Source organism: Clostridioides sp. ZZV15-6598 (genome assembly GCF_020657705.1).
Classification (GTDB): domain Bacteria; phylum Bacillota; class Clostridia; order Peptostreptococcales; family Peptostreptococcaceae; genus Clostridioides; species Clostridioides difficile_F.
Genome location: NZ_JAGWCS010000094.1, coordinates 1 through 15598, shown reverse-complemented (window position 1 = coordinate 15598; position 15598 = coordinate 1). Strand labels below are relative to the sequence as shown.

At 28.2% G+C, this 15598-nt stretch carries 14 protein-coding genes and 1 riboswitch; of the genes, 12 read left to right on the top strand and 2 right to left on the bottom strand.

The annotated features are described in order from the left end of the window. Window positions 1-250 precede the first annotated feature (250 nt). The 11 genes from KGF50_RS15500 (at window position 251) to KGF50_RS15450 (ending at window position 11980) form a co-directional block, all read left to right on the top strand. Entirely contained in the window at window positions 251-859 is a 609-nt protein-coding gene (locus KGF50_RS15500) for a DedA family protein (RefSeq protein WP_227848902.1), read from the top strand. 143 nt (window positions 860-1002) lie between these two features. Further along, complete coding sequence (locus tag KGF50_RS15495) at window positions 1003-1932, top strand: AAA family ATPase (protein WP_227848901.1); 930 nt, start codon at window positions 1003-1005, stop codon at window positions 1930-1932. A gap of 13 nt (window positions 1933-1945) precedes the next feature. Continuing rightward, on the top strand, window positions 1946-3721 hold the full coding sequence (locus KGF50_RS15490; RefSeq protein WP_227848900.1) for a nitric oxide reductase activation-like protein: 1776 nt from the start codon (window positions 1946-1948) through the stop codon (window positions 3719-3721). Between the two features lie 137 nt (window positions 3722-3858). After that, a riboswitch (cobalamin riboswitch) is annotated at window positions 3859-4052 on the top strand. A gap of 184 nt (window positions 4053-4236) precedes the next feature. Next, on the top strand, window positions 4237-4989 hold the full coding sequence (locus KGF50_RS15485; protein WP_227848899.1) for an energy-coupling factor ABC transporter permease: 753 nt from the start codon (window positions 4237-4239) through the stop codon (window positions 4987-4989). Further along, window positions 4979-5263 (top strand): energy-coupling factor ABC transporter substrate-binding protein, encoded by a 285-nt coding sequence (locus KGF50_RS15480; protein ID WP_227830378.1) that lies wholly within the window; start codon window positions 4979-4981, stop codon window positions 5261-5263. Before KGF50_RS15485 ends, KGF50_RS15480 begins: the two co-directional genes overlap by 11 nt. A 2-nt stretch (window positions 5264-5265) precedes the next feature. Further along, window positions 5266-5964, top strand: coding sequence for a cobalt ECF transporter T component CbiQ (gene cbiQ / locus KGF50_RS15475; protein ID WP_227848898.1), 699 nt, complete (start codon window positions 5266-5268; stop codon window positions 5962-5964). After that, window positions 5957-6778 (top strand): energy-coupling factor ABC transporter ATP-binding protein, encoded by an 822-nt coding sequence (locus tag KGF50_RS15470; RefSeq protein WP_227848897.1) that lies wholly within the window; start codon window positions 5957-5959, stop codon window positions 6776-6778. The genes cbiQ and KGF50_RS15470 overlap by 8 nt, the downstream gene beginning before the upstream one ends. Window positions 6779-7028: 250 nt before the next feature. Continuing rightward, window positions 7029-9293 (top strand): DUF3553 domain-containing protein, encoded by a 2265-nt coding sequence (locus tag KGF50_RS15465; protein ID WP_227848896.1) that lies wholly within the window; start codon window positions 7029-7031, stop codon window positions 9291-9293. Between the two features lie 16 nt (window positions 9294-9309). After that, the gene (locus tag KGF50_RS15460; protein WP_227848895.1) at window positions 9310-10608 is read left to right on the top strand and encodes a M18 family aminopeptidase; all 1299 of its coding nucleotides are present in this window, start codon (window positions 9310-9312) and stop codon (window positions 10606-10608) included. A gap of 30 nt (window positions 10609-10638) precedes the next feature. Beyond that, window positions 10639-11391, top strand: a complete 753-nt coding sequence (locus KGF50_RS15455) for a patatin-like phospholipase family protein (protein ID WP_227848894.1) — start codon at window positions 10639-10641, stop codon at window positions 11389-11391. 64 nt (window positions 11392-11455) lie between these two features. Next, window positions 11456-11980 carry a peptidylprolyl isomerase gene (locus KGF50_RS15450; RefSeq protein ID WP_227848893.1) on the top strand — a complete coding sequence of 175 codons (525 nt, stop codon included), beginning with the start codon at window positions 11456-11458 and terminating at the stop codon, window positions 11978-11980. Between the two features lie 727 nt (window positions 11981-12707). Here KGF50_RS15450 and KGF50_RS15445 read toward each other — a convergent pair. Beyond that, entirely contained in the window at window positions 12708-12992 is a 285-nt protein-coding gene (locus KGF50_RS15445) for a YciI family protein (protein WP_227848892.1), read from the bottom strand. Window positions 12993-13101: 109 nt separating this feature from the next. On the opposite strand from KGF50_RS15445, the gene KGF50_RS15440 reads away from it, so the two are divergent. Beyond that, a complete protein-coding gene (locus KGF50_RS15440) occupies window positions 13102-13719 on the top strand; it encodes a TetR/AcrR family transcriptional regulator (protein ID WP_227848891.1) in 618 nt (205 codons plus the stop codon). A 56-nt stretch (window positions 13720-13775) separates the two neighbouring features. Here KGF50_RS15440 and KGF50_RS15435 read toward each other — a convergent pair whose 3' ends face one another. After that, window positions 13776-15374 carry a putative manganese-dependent inorganic diphosphatase gene (locus tag KGF50_RS15435; protein ID WP_227848890.1) on the bottom strand — a complete coding sequence of 533 codons (1599 nt, stop codon included), beginning with the start codon at window positions 15372-15374 and terminating at the stop codon, window positions 13776-13778. Window positions 15375-15598 lie beyond the last annotated feature (224 nt).

Below are 15598 nucleotides of genomic sequence, written 5' to 3'. Positions count from 1 at the left end.
CTCTAGCGCTGATGGTACTTGGTGGGAAACTGCCTGGGAGAGTAGGACGTAGCCACGTAATTTTTTTTATTTTTTGTTGTCAAGTTTCTTATTTTCAAATTTCTCATTTAAAAAACACAAGTCTGTTATAAATGCTTTATATAAACACATATAATATTTTAAAGAGTTTTTTATAAATTAATTCTTCTAATGTAGGATGTGAGGTTTTATAGGTATGTACTTTTAAATAAGAAAGGAGATAGATAAGTGGGTGTCTGTAATCAATAGTTTTATTTTACAATATGGATTAATATCTGTATTTGTATTAATTATGATTGAGTATGCTTGTTTTCCATTACCTAGTGAAGTAGTTTTGCCACTTTGTGGAGCTATTGCAGCAAGAAATCATTTTGGTTTTTTAACTATTTTAATTTTAAGTATAATTGCAGGTATACTTGGTTCGATATTTTGTTATACGATAGGCAATTGGGGAGGAAAATCTATCATAAATAAGATAGTAGAGATATGTCCTAAGGCAAAAAAAGGAATTTTTACATCACAAGATTATTTTAATAAATACTCTTCTATTTCTGTTTGTGTATGTAGGTTAATTCCTCTATGTAGAACATACATATCTTTTATAGCAGGTATTGCAGGTCAGAATATTATAACTTTTATTATATCCTCCCTTGTGGGTATTACCATATGGAATACTTCGTTAATTAGTATTGGATATATTTTTTCAGAGAGTTGGGTAAAAATAATGTCACATTATAATGATTATAAATTTATGGTTCTAATTATACCAATATCTATAATTATTGCTGGTTTTGCTATTAAGTCACATATACATAAAAAACACAATAGAATAAGATTATAAAACTATATATGGACAGCTCTTTCTGTAGAATACAGAAAGAGCTGTTATTAATTTATAAAATTAATTTTAGGCTATATCCTTTTGTGCTAAAATGGTGTTAAGAAATAAAACAAATACTATTTTATATAAAAAGGGGTAAGGATATGGATATAATAGATAACTTAAGGGCACAAGGGGTAGATGAGAAACTTATTGAAGATGTATTGTATTTCAGAAATTATTATGGCTTAGAACAAGATTTGGAATATAGAGTAACAAAATCTAAAACTTATTTTTATGGTAAAGACATATTATCTATGTGTATAACAGCTATTTTAGAAGAAGAAAATATTTTATTGTCAGGGCCAAAGGCAACAGGGAAAAATTTACTTGCTGATAATTTAGGTGAGATATTTAATAGACCTCAGTGGAATACATCATTTCATATAAATACAGATAGTTCAACACTTATAGGTACAGATACATTTATAGACAATGAAGTTAAACTTAGAAGAGGTTCAGTTTATGAGTGTGCTGTTAATGGAGGATTTGGCATATTTGATGAAATTAATATGGCAAAAAATGATGCTATAGTTGTAGTTCATTCAGCCCTAGATTATCGTCGAGTGATTGATGTACCAGGATATGAGAGAGTTAATTTGCACCCAGCAACAAGATTTATTGGAACTATGAATTACGAGTATGCAGGAACAAAGGAACTTAATGAAGCTCTAGTCTCTAGGTTTATGGTAATAGATATTCCTCCTGTAGAAGAGGACAAGTTAATGATGATTTTGAAAAATGAATTTTCAGATGCTGATGAAGAAAAATTAGCACAATTTGCAGGAATATTTTTAGATTTACAATTGAAATCTCAAAATGGTGAAATATCTAGTAAAGCTATTGATTTGAGAGGTCTTATGGCATCTCTTAAAACTATAAGAAGAGGATTAAAGCCAACTCTTGCAATTAATATGGGGCTTACAGGAAAGACTTTTGATATATATGAAAAAGAAATGGTTGGAGATGTAATTAAAACGAGAATACCTAATAAATGGGAGAGTGCAGATATATTTCCAATAAGTCATATTTAATATAGGTGAGATTATGAAATGGATATATGATGATTATGAATTTGAAAATAGAGCAAATAACTTATCTTGGACAATCGCTGGTGATTATAACGAAAGTATAGATATATCAGAAAAAGACTATTCTTCAAAGGAAATAGGTCTATACTTTGCAATAATTGCAGGAGCTAGAAGAAAATATATAGACTGGGATATAGTTAAAAAATACCTCACAAATAGAATACGAAAAGGATATGATAAGGATGTTATATTAGGTCTAATTCAAGTTATATTAAATACAATTGTTGAAGAAAAAGCTATTAAAGATAGACCTGGAATAGAAGATATCAGAAAAAGAGCGTATAAAGATATTGTTTCACGTTTTACCAAGATACACAATAACGATATGATGGACAAGATTAAATATGCATTTGTACTTTATAGCATGGATAAACATCCAGCATTAGACAGTATAACTAGAAGAATAGTAAATGACATAAGGCTTATAGATACAAATCAGGATATTATGGAGATTTTAAAGGCATTAGATGTTATATATTTAACTTATTTTGAATATATATTGAATAGTGAAGAAAGTAATTCTACATATGATGAAAACAATGTAAAAAATGTTGAAGTAAACTTTGATACGTTTGCTGATTTTATGTATGAAGAACTATATAGTGATGAAGATGAAAATATTGTTGAAAGTGACATAGATTCAATCTCTTCATCAATGCTTATAGAGGGAGTAGGAGACTTTGACAATTCTCAAGCTAGCAATTCAGCAGATAGAATTATATATGTTGATGAGGAGACTGTAAATAAAATATACACTAAAATAGAACATTATTATGGGAAAACTTATTTAAGTAAGGGTGAAATTAAAAAACTTGAAACACAAAATTGCAGAAACGTACATGAGGGATGTAGAATTCACTTCACAGATGGTGTTCTTAGAAGTGAATGTAATAACGTTTTTCAGCTAAAATATGTAACAAGACAAAAAGAAAATAATTTAGGTAAATTTAGAGAACATGCTAGGATGTATAGACAACAAATAAAGAGATTAAAAGAAAGCCTTTCTAGAATTTTAGTAGAAGAAAATGCTAAAACCAGAGTATATTCTGATTGTGGCACTATATTAGCAAATAGAGCTTGGAGAGTTGGAAGAAGTAACAATAATAAGATATTTTATAAAGATATAGAAAATGAAAAAGGCAAATATGTTATTGATATATTGTTGGATGCAAGTGGTTCTCAAAGTAGAAACCAAGGAAATGTAGCAATTCAAGCTTACATAATTGCAAATGCTTTGACAGAAGTTGGAATACCAAATAGAGTTATGGGTTTTTCTAGTTTCTTAGATTATACGATACTAAAAAGATTTAAGGATTATGATGACAGTATTAAAAATAGTGAAAATATCTTTGAATACTTCTGTGCTGGTAACAATAGAGACGGTTTAGCTATAAAATCTATATGTAGTGGTTTGATAAATAGAGACGAAGAAAATAAAATTTTAATAATTCTTAGTGATGGAAGACCAAATGATGTAAAGATAGGAAAAAACAGTGAGAGAACTTTAAGAGGTGAAAAAGCTTACAGAGGTATTGTTGGTTTAAGAGACACAGCTAATGAAGTAAGAAAAGCTAGGAAACAAAATGTATTAGTATTAGGAGTATTTACAGGTAAAGAATCAGAACTTGAAGCTGAAAGATTAATATATGGAAATGATTTTATATATTCAAGAGACATAACTAGATTTTCTGATGTAGTTTCAATGTATTTAAAGAAAATAATTAGGAGTTAAACGATTTATAAAAAAGAATTTATATACATAAAAATATAAAAATGAATAAAATTTGTAAAAAATGTAGAAATTTTCACAGAAAAGGTATACAATGATTTATATAGAAAATGAATTAAAAATAAAGTAATATTAAAAATTAAATATATAATATTGTAGGTTCTTTAAGCAAGATTAATAGGGAAGAAGGTTAAATTCCTTTACAGCCCCCGCTACTGTGATGCAGACGAAACTTTTGTTAGCCACTATGATAATATGTTTTTATATTTCATGGGAAGGAAGAGGAGTAGGATGAAGCTAAGTCAGGAGACCTGCCTAAAATATTAAAGTGATTTCTTCGGGGATGGAGAAAGTTTCTTATAATAATTATACAGATATGTTTATTTTATGTGTTTGTATTTAGATTGTCGAAAATTAGAAGCCTAGCCATCGAGTTAGGCTTTTTTATTTTGTTAGAATTAAGGATACATGTATTATTCATATTTTAATTATTAGAAAGGGAGAGAGGGGATACTCAAATGAAACAAAATATCAAATTAGGGGTTATAGCTGCACTTATGTTAATCATTTTAACTCCAGTTACATCAAATGCAATGCATATAATGGAAGGTTACTTACCAGTAAAATGGTCTATAGCATGGGGAGTTATATTTATACCATTTTTCTTAGTGGGATTAAAATCAATAGGTAAAATAGTAAAGCAAGACCCTAAGAAGAAAGTTTTATTAGCTCTATGTGGAGCATTTGTATTTGTATTATCAGCATTAAAAATACCTTCTGTAACAGGAAGTTGTTCACATCCTACTGGAGTAGGTCTTGGAGCAATAATGTTTGGACCAAGTGTAATGTTTGTTCTTGGAACTATAGTTTTAATATTCCAAGCATTATTACTAGCACATGGGGGAATAACTACTTTAGGAGCTAATGCTTTTTCAATGGCTATAATAGGGCCAATTATATCATTTTTAATATTTAAAGTATTAAAGAAAAAAGATGGAAACAATGCTATACCAGTATTTCTTGCAGCAGCAATAGGAGATTTAGCCACATATACAATAACTTCAATACAACTAGCACTGGCTTTCCCAGACCCATCTGGTGGAGTGATGGCTTCAGCAATTAAATTCTTAGGAATTTTCTTTATGACTCAAATACCAATAGCAATAGCAGAAGGTATCCTTACTGTAATTGTATATAATTTAATTACAGAAAATGGAGAAAAAAGCATACTAGAAAATAATGATAAAGGAGTTAAAGCTAATGAGTGCTAAAACAAAAACAAAAACTAACATATTATTACTTTTATTAGTAGTAGCTCTGATTATATTCCCATTACTTGTAAATTCAGGTGCTGAATATGGAGGAGCAGATGGTCAAGCTGAAAGTGAAATTACTAAGATAAATCCAAATTATGAGCCTTGGTTTAGTAGCCCATATGAGCCACCAAGTGGAGAAATAGAGAGTTTATTATTCTCTGCACAAGCAGCTCTAGGTGCAGGTGTAATAGGATACATATTAGGTCTTCAAAAAGGAAAGAGAAGTTAATTATGCTTATAATTGATAAATATGCATATACAAATAGATTAAGTAAAGTAAATCCAAATAAAAAAGTAGCCATAGGAGCAATTTTTCTAATTGCTTCTATGGTAATAAAAAATGTATTTATCTTAAGTGGAATTATGATTTTAATGAGTATTTTAGTTGTTTGCGTAGCAGGGATAGATTTAAAAAATTATTTGAAATTACTTCAAATACCAATGTATTTTTTATTTCTTAGTATAGGTATAACTCTTGTGAATATATCTTTTAATAAAACAGACTTACTATATAGTTTTCAGTTTTTTAGTTTTTATGTAGGAATATCAAAGGCATCTATTGACATGTCTATTCATGTATTATTTAGAGCTATGTCTTGTTTAACTTGTGTGTATTTTTGTATACTTACAACACCTTTTAATCAGTTAATATTTTTCTTCAAAAAATTACATTTGCCAGACACATTTGTTGAATTATCAATGTTAATATATAGATTTATATTTATATTTTTAGAAGAATTTTCAGAGATATATAAGTCACAAGAACTAAGATTTGGGTACATAAATTTAAAAACTTCATATAAATCTTTAGGGATTCTTGGAAGTATGCTGTACAAAAGACTTATGACAAGGTATGATGATATGTGTATATCATTAGACATAAAATTGTATGATGGTAAATTTCACATAGTAGGGGATAATGATGTTTAGAATAAATAATTTAACATATCAATATGAAAAAAATGCTAATGCATTATTGAACATTAATATGGATTTCTCAAAGGGAAATGTTATAGGTATAATAGGCTCAAATGGTTCAGGAAAATCAACTTTATTTATGAACTTAATGGGGATATTAAAGCCTACATCTGGAGAAATACTTTTCAAAGAAGAAAAGTTAAAGTATGATAAGAAGAGTTTGTATAATCTTAGAAAAAATGTAGGAATTGTTTTTCAGGACCCAGAAAAGCAAATATTTTACTCAAAAGTATATGATGACATAGCATTTGCGATGAGAAACATTGGGATGGATGAAAAAATTATTAAAGAGAGAATAAACAAAGCTTTGATAGCTGTTAATGGAATAGATTTTATAGATAGACCAGTACACTTTTTAAGTTATGGTCAGAAAAAAAGAGTAGCAATTGCATCAGTTATAGCAATGGAAAATGAAATTGTATTGCTTGATGAGCCTACAGCTGGATTAGACCCAGTAAGCACTAGGTCTATTGTAGATATAATAAAGAGATTAGATAAAAATAATATAAAAATAGTAATATCCAGTCATGATATGAATTTAATGTATGAAATATGTGATTATATATATGTACTGGATAAGGGGATTTTAATTGATGAAGGAAACGCAGAAAGTGTATTTGTAAATGAGAACAATATTATACAAGCTGGATTAGAATCTCCATGGTTAGTAAAGGTACATAAAAATATGAACTTACCTTTATTTAAGAAAGAAGAAGATTTGTATAAGTACTGGAAAGAAAGAGACTTAATACAAATAAATAATTAAGCCCTAAACCTATTTTAAAAAAATAGATTTATATATAATAACCCTTAACCTAGACCCCTTAAAGGTGCCTTATGATTCCCCAAATCATAAGGTTATTTTTTTTATAGATAATAAAAATAAATTTTATAAGTAAGTGTTATTTAATTGTTAAAATTTGACAATAATCTATTGATATAATACATAATTATAATTTGAAGTAATTCATATTTTAGATTAAAATATATTTATGGCTGTTAACAGGAGGAGAAATATGAATTTAGATACATTAAATCCTGCTCAAAGAGAAGCAGTAGAAAAAACTGAAGGACCAGTACTTATACTAGCTGGTGCTGGCTCAGGTAAAACTAAGGTACTAACAACAAGAATAGCATACCTTATGGAAGATAAAGGTGTACAAGCACCTAGTATATTAGCTATAACATTTACAAACAAAGCTGCAAATGAAATGAGAGAAAGAGTCGAACAAAATATAGGTTCGGAAACTAAGGAAATGTGGATAAGTACATTCCATTCTTGTTGCGTTCGTATACTTAGAAAAGATATAAACAAAATTGGTTACAATAGAAGTTTTGTAATTTATGATGCTGCAGACCAAGTAACTTTAGTCAAAGATTGCCTTAAAGAATTAAATTTAAGCGATAAAGTATTTGAACCAAAGGCCGTTATAAGTGCTATTTCAGGTGCAAAAGATAAGCTTTATACGCCAAAGCAGTTTAAAGATATGAATATGTCGGATAATAGAATGGTTAAAATTGCAGATATTTATGCATTATATCAAGACCGTTTAAAGAGAAATAGTGCACTTGATTTTGACGATTTAATACTTAAAACTGTAGAACTTTTTAAGACTAATGATGAAGTGTTAGCTTATTACAGAAGTAGATTTAGATACATAATGGTAGATGAGTATCAGGATACGAGTAAAGCTCAATATGAACTAATAAAATTATTAGCTAGAGAACATCAAAATATCTGTGTTGTTGGAGATGATGACCAAAGTATTTATGGATGGAGAGGCGCAGATATAAGAAACATACTTGAATTTGAGAAAGATTATGATAATGTACATGTTGTGAAACTAGAACAAAATTATAGGTCAACACAAGTAATATTAGATGCAGCTAACAAAGTTATATCCAATAACATAGAAAGAAAAAGAAAGAAACTTTGGAGTGAAAAGAAAGAAGGAGAACTTATAAAGATACAGCTAACTGGTAGTGAAATAGAAGAGGCTGATTTTATAGCTGACTCAATTGCACAAATAGCTAGAAAAGAGAAACGACCATACAAAGATTTTGCAGTACTTTATAGAGCAAATGCACAGGCAAGACCAGTAGAAGACGCTTTAAATAGAAGTCAAATTCCATATAATATATATGGTGGTACAAAGTTTTATGAGAGAAAAGAAATAAAGGACTTAGTAGCGTATTTAAGAGTTATTCAAAATCCACAGGATGACATATCTATAAAAAGAATTATAAACGTTCCTAGAAGAGGTATAGGGCTTAGAACTATAGAAAAAATTGAAGATAGAGCCAATCTGAAACAAGAGAGTATATATTCAGTTTTAATTGATATAGAAACAAATTCTGATATATCTACAAAAGCTAGAGCAAGTATAAGTGGATTTGTTGACATTATAGGTACACTTAGAACTATAAAAGAAGTCTATCCTGTTAGTAAGTTAATAGAAAAAGTTTTGGATACTACAGGATATATGGATGAGCTTGTAGAGATAAGAAATAAAAATGAAAAAGATTTAACTGGTAAAGGTGAAGAAGCTCAAGATAGAATTGATAATTTAAGAGAATTTATATCTATAGCACTAGAGTTTGAAAGTAGTAGTGATGATACTTATGAAAATAAAGATTTAGAGACATTTTTAACTAGTATAGCACTTACATCTGAATCTAATGATGAAGAGGACAATGATAGAGTTTCTCTTATGACAATTCATACATCTAAAGGGTTGGAGTTTCCAGTTGTATTTTTGACAGGTATGGAAGAAGGTCTATTTCCTATATCAAGAGCTATAAAGTCTTTGAGTGAATCTCAAATAGAAGAAGAGAGAAGGCTTTGTTATGTTGGTATAACTAGAGCTAAAGAAGAGTTATACATGTCACTAACTGAAAAGAGAACACTATATGGTAAAACAAATGTTGCAATAGCTTCAAGATTTATGGAAGAGTTACCAGAAGAATGTATAGAAAGATTGTACAAAATGAAAAAAGAATTAAGTTATTCTAAAGCAAGTTATAATATGTTAGATAAATATACTAAAAAGTATATGAATACTATAAGTAAATCTAAAGTTGCAGATAACGTTAATGCTACAATAAAAGATTCAAATAAAGAGACTAATCCAGAGGATATAAAGCTTGGTTCTAAAGTACATCATCCTAAATTTGGGGTTGGAACAGTAGTGTCTATAACTGGAACAGATGTTACTATAGCTTTTGATAAGCAAGGAATTAAAAAAATAAATAAAGAATATACAACACTAGATATTTTATAATGGAGGAAAATTAGGAATGGATAGTATAAGCTTTGCTAAAAATTTAATAGATTTCATATATGATAGCCCATCATCTTTTCACGCAGTTGATAGTGCTAAAGAAGTCTTAGATAAAAATGGATTTGAAGAGTTAGTTTTAAATAAGAAATGGAATCTAAAAGTAGGTGGAAAATACTACGTAACTAAAAATTTATCTGCTATAGTGGCTTTTGTAGTTAACTCAGATAATATAGAAGAAGATGGATTTAGAATAATAGGTTCTCACTCAGATTCTCCTACATTCAGTATTAAGCCAAACGCAGAAATAGAAGCTGAGAAAGCTTATTTGAAGCTGAATACAGAATGTTATGGAGGAGCAATATTAAGTACATGGTTAGATAGACCACTTGGTATAGCTGGGAGAGTAGTCTTAAAAGGAGATAGCACACTTAAGCCAAAGGAAAAACTTATCGACTTTAAAAAGCCAATTTGCATAATACCAAATCTAGCTATACATTTGAATAGAAGTATAAATGATGGTCATTCATATAATAAACAAAAAGATATGTTACCTCTAGTTGGATTATTAAATGATACATTAGAAAAAGACAACTTTCTTTTGAAACAAATATCATCAAATTTGAATGTAAGGTTGGAAGATATAATAGACTTTGATTTATTCTTATATGAATTTGAAAAAGGAAGTTTAATAGGGGCTAATGATGAATTTATATCTATTGGAAGACAAGATAATCTTGCAATGGTACATGCTAGTTTAAATGCTTTAGTTGATACTAAAGGACAAAGTGGTGTAAATGTAATGGCTGTATTTGATAATGAAGAAGTTGGAAGTTCCACTAAACAAGGTGCAGATTCAAATATGCTATTAAATATATTGGAGAGAATATGTTTATCAATAGGAAAAGATAGAGAAGGATTTTTTGAGGCTATTTATTCGTCTTTCATGATATCATCAGATTTAGCTCATGCTATTCATCCAAATACTCCAGAAAAACATGACCCAACTAATAAGCCAGTTATGGGAAAAGGGCCTGTTATAAAGATAAATGCAAGTCAAGCATATACAAGTGATGGATATTCTATAGCTGTTTACAAAAATATATGTAAAGAAGCTAATGTCGAGTATCAAGAATTTGTAAATAGGTCAGATGAGAGAGGTGGAAGTACCATAGGTCCAATATCTTCTACTCATGTAGATATACCATCTGTGGATGTAGGAAGTCCAATTTTAGCAATGCATTCTATAAGAGAATTAGGTAATGTTGAAGACCACTATAGTATATATAAAACGTTTAGTAAATTTTTTGAAATATAAATATAAGATAAACAATTTGGAGATGAAACTATGAAATTAGGACTATGCTTAGAAGGTGGAGGAGCAAAAGGAGCTTACCAAGCAGGGGTAGTTAAGGCTTTGTATGATAATGGGATAAATAATTTTTATTCAATTTCAGGGACATCAATAGGAGCAATAAATGGATATTATTTATACACAGGTAATGTTGATAACTTAGAAAAAATGTGGACAAATATAAGAGATATCCAGAACGGAAATGTAAAAATAGTAAATAATACTGTGGATAATTCTCCCGCTATAGACAATCTGAGAGAACTTGATAATAGCAAAATAGAGAAAATGAACTTCTATGTTAATTATGTAGAGGTTAATAATAAGGTAGTATCAGAAAAGGTTGTAAATGTGTCAAAAATGCTTAAAGATGAAGCAATCTTAAGCATTTCATATAGTGGATTGTTACCATCAAATCCAAATGCTACTCTTGGATTTAAAGAACAATTCATGAAGGATGTGCAAGATGGTATTTACGATGGTTTTAAATTGGATGGAGGTCTAATTAGGAGTGCATTAATTGAACCTTTAATTGTGGATAATGTGGATAAAATTATTTTGATATCCACAAAGTATAATTATGATTTACCAGATGACATTAAAAAAATATATAATGAAGATAAAATAATAGTAGTTAGACCTAACACTCAATTTGCACCTACAGATACTCTTAACTTTGATGATGAGTTTTGTAAAAATATATATCAAGAAGGATATGAAATAGGAAAAAATATACTTGATAGAGTTTAATTTAGAGTATAATATAATAAATGTAATTGTGTAATTTAATTAATAAAAAGGAAGGTAATAAATCATGGAAAATAAAAATCCTATAGTAACTATAGTAATGGAAAATGGAAAAGAAATAAAAATTGAGTTATACCCAAACATAGCACCAAATACAGTTAAAAATTTTGTATCATTAGTAGATGATGGATATTATAATGGAGTAACATTTCATAGAGTAATACCAGGATTTATGATACAAGGTGGATGCCCAAATGGTACTGGAATGGGTGGACCAGGTCATTCCATAAAAGGTGAATTTAGTGGAAATGGATTTACTAATAATCTAAAGCATGAAAGAGGAGTTATATCAATGGCTAGAACTATGGCACCTAATTCAGCTGGTTCTCAATTCTTTATAATGCATAAAAATTCACCACATTTAGATGGTCAATATGCAGGCTTTGGTAGAGTTATAGAAGGTATGGATACAGTTGATGAAATAGCCTCAGTTAGAACAGGGGCAGCGGACAAGCCACAGACTCCACAAGTTATGAAAGCTGTGACTGTAGAAACTTTTGGAGTAGACTACTCAGATGTAGAAAAAAACTAGGTCATAGATAAAAGAAAAAATCTATAGAACTTAAAGATAAAGTGAGATGTTATTATATTTTCTAGAAGATATAATAACATTTCACTTTTTAATTTAATTTATTATAATTTATTTTACTGAGATTTAATTATCTATTAAATTTTTAATATACTAAATAACTCTAATAATCTTATTAGAACATTATTTTAGAGTGTTATAGAAAAATAATTATATTAAATTATTTATGATTAAATTTTTAATATATAATATATTAAATTAAATATAGAAGATATATAGAAAACATTTATTTTAACATTTTTTAAAGCTATTTTAGCGATTTTGTTTAAGAAAAGAAAGTTATTTGTATATTTTTATTTAAGAAAAAACATTATAATGGTAATATATTCTATTTACAATTTCATAACTTTGGTTTACAATAATAGAGACAATAAATCCTAAAAAACATAATAAGAAAAAAGTGCTTAATATTTGAGAGAGACTGGTTTAGTTTACACCAGCTAAACCAGTCAAGGAATAATTTAAAGTGTAATATATAATAAGAAGAGAATACACTATTAGAATTTTCTAATAGTGTATTCTTTTTTTGTAGAATTTAGTATTGTTGTAAAAGTATGTTAAAAACAGAATTATTTGTTTACATAAATTCAAATGATAGTTATATTTTTAAGGAGAAAGTAGAGATTTAGCGGGCCTTACTACTGAAGCGGAAGATTTATGATTATTACATCTAAATAAAATATTTAAATTTAGAGTCATATTTAGTTGGGGTAAATTCTATAACATCGTATTTAGCAATTTCTAATGTATAAAAAGGGTCTTCTTGTATAATTTTTTTAACTTCTGATTTATCTGTAGCATTACAAATAATAACTCCACCAGTCCTTGGATTCTTTCTACCAGAACAAATAAATTTACCAAGAGAATAGTATTTGTCTAAGTACTTTACATGTTCATTCAACACCTTATCAACTTCTTTAGTAGGTTTAATATAAGTTAGATTAAAAATAAACATCTTGTATACCTCCTTATTGTAGTGTAATATAATAACTATAGTCAGTGACTATGGTCATTATATTACAGTGATTTCAATAATATGTCAATCGAAAGTGAGTGAATTATGTATGGAATCAAAAAAATTAACTCGTAAGGAGCAAGCTATTTTAACAAAACAAAAGTTATTTGAAAATGCAATTTGTCTTTTTAAAGAAAAGGGATATAATTCTACTACTGTTAGCGAGATTTGTTTTAAATCTGGTGTATCAAAAGGAACTTTTTATGTTCATTATGAATCAAAAGAGGATATTATAAGAGAAAGCTACTATTTTAATCTAGGTGCATATATAGAGAATAAATTTAAAAATTATATAAATCAAACTCCAAATATTAGTGTAGTGGATAAAATTATTAAGTTTCTTACATTAGAATTTGATTTTACAAGTGAGACTGGACATGAACTAACTTGTTTAGCCTATATCACAAATTTATCTTCATGTATTACAGGAAAAAGCCAACATTTTCAAAGGCGTGTCTTCTCAGAAGAGTTAAAAAATTTATTGGATGAAGCATATAAAAAAAATTTAATCAAAAATAATTTATCAGTAGAAGAAGTATTTTTATATTTAGAAACATCGATTAGAGGAATGATGGCTACTTGGTGCTTTTCAAATGGAGATTTTGATATTAAGACTGTTGGAGAAAAATATATATTAAATATATTGAAAGGTTTAATAAAAATATAAAAAACTGTTTCAAACTTAAGTTTGAAACAGTTTTTATTTTGTTTAAATATTTTATACTATTTAAAGTTTTTGATTGCAGTAGTTAAGTTAGGTACTAATTGTTTCTTTCTAGATACAACACCTGGAGCAAATGTTCCTTGAACTCCTTCAATACCAAATGCATCAGCAATCAATCTATCTTCTGCTTTGTAAATTAAATAAGAACCTTCTTTTATTATATCTGTAACTGCAAGAACTAATTTGTCATAAGCAGTTGAATTTATATAAGATAAAAATTCATCCTTCTTAGCAAAGATAGAGTCTGTGTCTAAAGTAAATACTTGTCCAATACCAACTCTATGTCCACTCATGTTAAACTCTTTAAAGTCCATATTTACTATTTGTTCTATAGTGAACTCATCTAAAGAAGTACCACATTTAAACATATCCATAGCATATTTTTCCATATCTACTTTTGCTATTTTACTTAATTCTTCACAAGCTTTCTTATCCATATCAGTAGTTGTTGGAGATTTAAATAATAATGTATCAGATAATATAGCAGATAAAAGAAGACCAGCTATTTCATAAGGTATCTCAACATTATTTTCTTTATACATTTGATAAATTATAGTGCTATTGCATCCAACAGGCATAACTCTAAAAGACATAGGAACATCAGTAGAAATACCACCAAGTTTATGATGGTCAACTATTTCAACTATATTTGCTTGTTCAATTCCATCAGCACTTTGAGCATATTCATTGTGGTCAACTAAAACAACATTCTTTTTAGATGGATTTAATAAATGGCCTTTTGAAATTAATCCTAAAAACTTATTGTCATCATCTAATATAGGATAAGATCTAAAGTTTGTTTCTAACATAATTTCTTTTATTTCATCCATATAGTCGTCTTCTTTAAAAGTAATCAAGTTGTCTGTGGCCTCTATAGAATCCAAGAAGCTACATTGATTTATGACATTAGAAGTTTTGTAGTTATCACTTTCAACAGAAACAACAGACACTCCATTTATTTTAGCAAGAGCTAGTAAATCTTTTGAAATTTCTGTGTGATTAGTAAGTATTAAAAGTTTAACTTTTGTATCTATGGCGTATTCAATACTATCATATCTATCGCCAACAATAGCTATATCTCCTTCTTTTAAAGTCTCTATTAGAGTTTCCATACCAAATGATAAAGTAACAACTCTACCTTTTACATCTTCACCACAATCTACAAGAATAGTACCATTAAGGTTTTTGCAGATATTTGATAGTGATGTGTGTATAGTTGTAAAATGTTGATGAAGAAGGTTTTTAGCTATTTCCTTCATAGTAATAATACCAGCAAAAGTTCCATCCTCATAAGTTACAGGTAATGTTTTAACATTTTTTTCATCCATAAGATTATAGGCTTCTAATATAGAAGAAGTTGGAGTTAAAGGTATTACCTTATCATAATTTAAATCTCTAACTTGTATTCTAACGTTATCTAAGATTTCAGGTGCATCTACCTTAAAGTAATCTAGGGCATACTTAGCTTCCTTTCTGATATCTCCTAAAGCATAAGCTGTTGCTTCTATTCCTAGCTTGTTTTTTAAATATGCTAATGAAATTGCAGAACATATTGAATCTGTATCTGGATTTTTATGTCCGAAAACTAATAAACTCATTTTAAAACTCCTTTCAAAACTTGAATATAATAATAATTGATAAAAATATTATATCAAAAGGTAGTGAGTATTTGTTGTAAAAAGAAAAAAATTTAATGAAAAAAATATTATATGCAATTTTATCTTTCACATATATAACAAATTTAATATAAAAATTTTTATGATTTATACTTTTATTCAATGAAATTGAGACTTATTAACAATTAATTCATTGAATATATCTG

Bases quoted from the DNA above. Each gene is read 5' to 3' on its own strand.
- KGF50_RS15495 (WP_227848901.1), top strand. From the start codon at position 1,003: ATGGATATAATAGATAACTTAAGGGCACAAGGGGTAGATGAGAAACTT.
- KGF50_RS15490 (WP_227848900.1), top strand. From the start codon at position 1,946: ATGAAATGGATATATGATGATTATGAATTTGAAAATAGAGCAAATAAC.
- KGF50_RS15485 (WP_227848899.1), top strand. From the start codon at position 4,237: ATGAAACAAAATATCAAATTAGGGGTTATAGCTGCACTTATGTTAATC.
- KGF50_RS15480 (WP_227830378.1), top strand. From the start codon at position 4,979: ATGAGTGCTAAAACAAAAACAAAAACTAACATATTATTACTTTTATTA.
- cbiQ (WP_227848898.1), top strand. From the start codon at position 5,266: ATGCTTATAATTGATAAATATGCATATACAAATAGATTAAGTAAAGTA.
- KGF50_RS15470 (WP_227848897.1), top strand. From the start codon at position 5,957: ATGTTTAGAATAAATAATTTAACATATCAATATGAAAAAAATGCTAAT.
- KGF50_RS15465 (WP_227848896.1), top strand. From the start codon at position 7,029: ATGAATTTAGATACATTAAATCCTGCTCAAAGAGAAGCAGTAGAAAAA.
- KGF50_RS15460 (WP_227848895.1), top strand. From the start codon at position 9,310: ATGGATAGTATAAGCTTTGCTAAAAATTTAATAGATTTCATATATGAT.
- KGF50_RS15455 (WP_227848894.1), top strand. From the start codon at position 10,639: ATGAAATTAGGACTATGCTTAGAAGGTGGAGGAGCAAAAGGAGCTTAC.
- KGF50_RS15450 (WP_227848893.1), top strand. From the start codon at position 11,456: ATGGAAAATAAAAATCCTATAGTAACTATAGTAATGGAAAATGGAAAA.
- KGF50_RS15445 (WP_227848892.1), bottom strand. From the start codon at position 12,992: ATGTTTATTTTTAATCTAACTTATATTAAACCTACTAAAGAAGTTGAT.
- KGF50_RS15440 (WP_227848891.1), top strand. From the start codon at position 13,102: ATGGAATCAAAAAAATTAACTCGTAAGGAGCAAGCTATTTTAACAAAA.
- KGF50_RS15435 (WP_227848890.1), bottom strand. From the start codon at position 15,374: ATGAGTTTATTAGTTTTCGGACATAAAAATCCAGATACAGATTCAATA.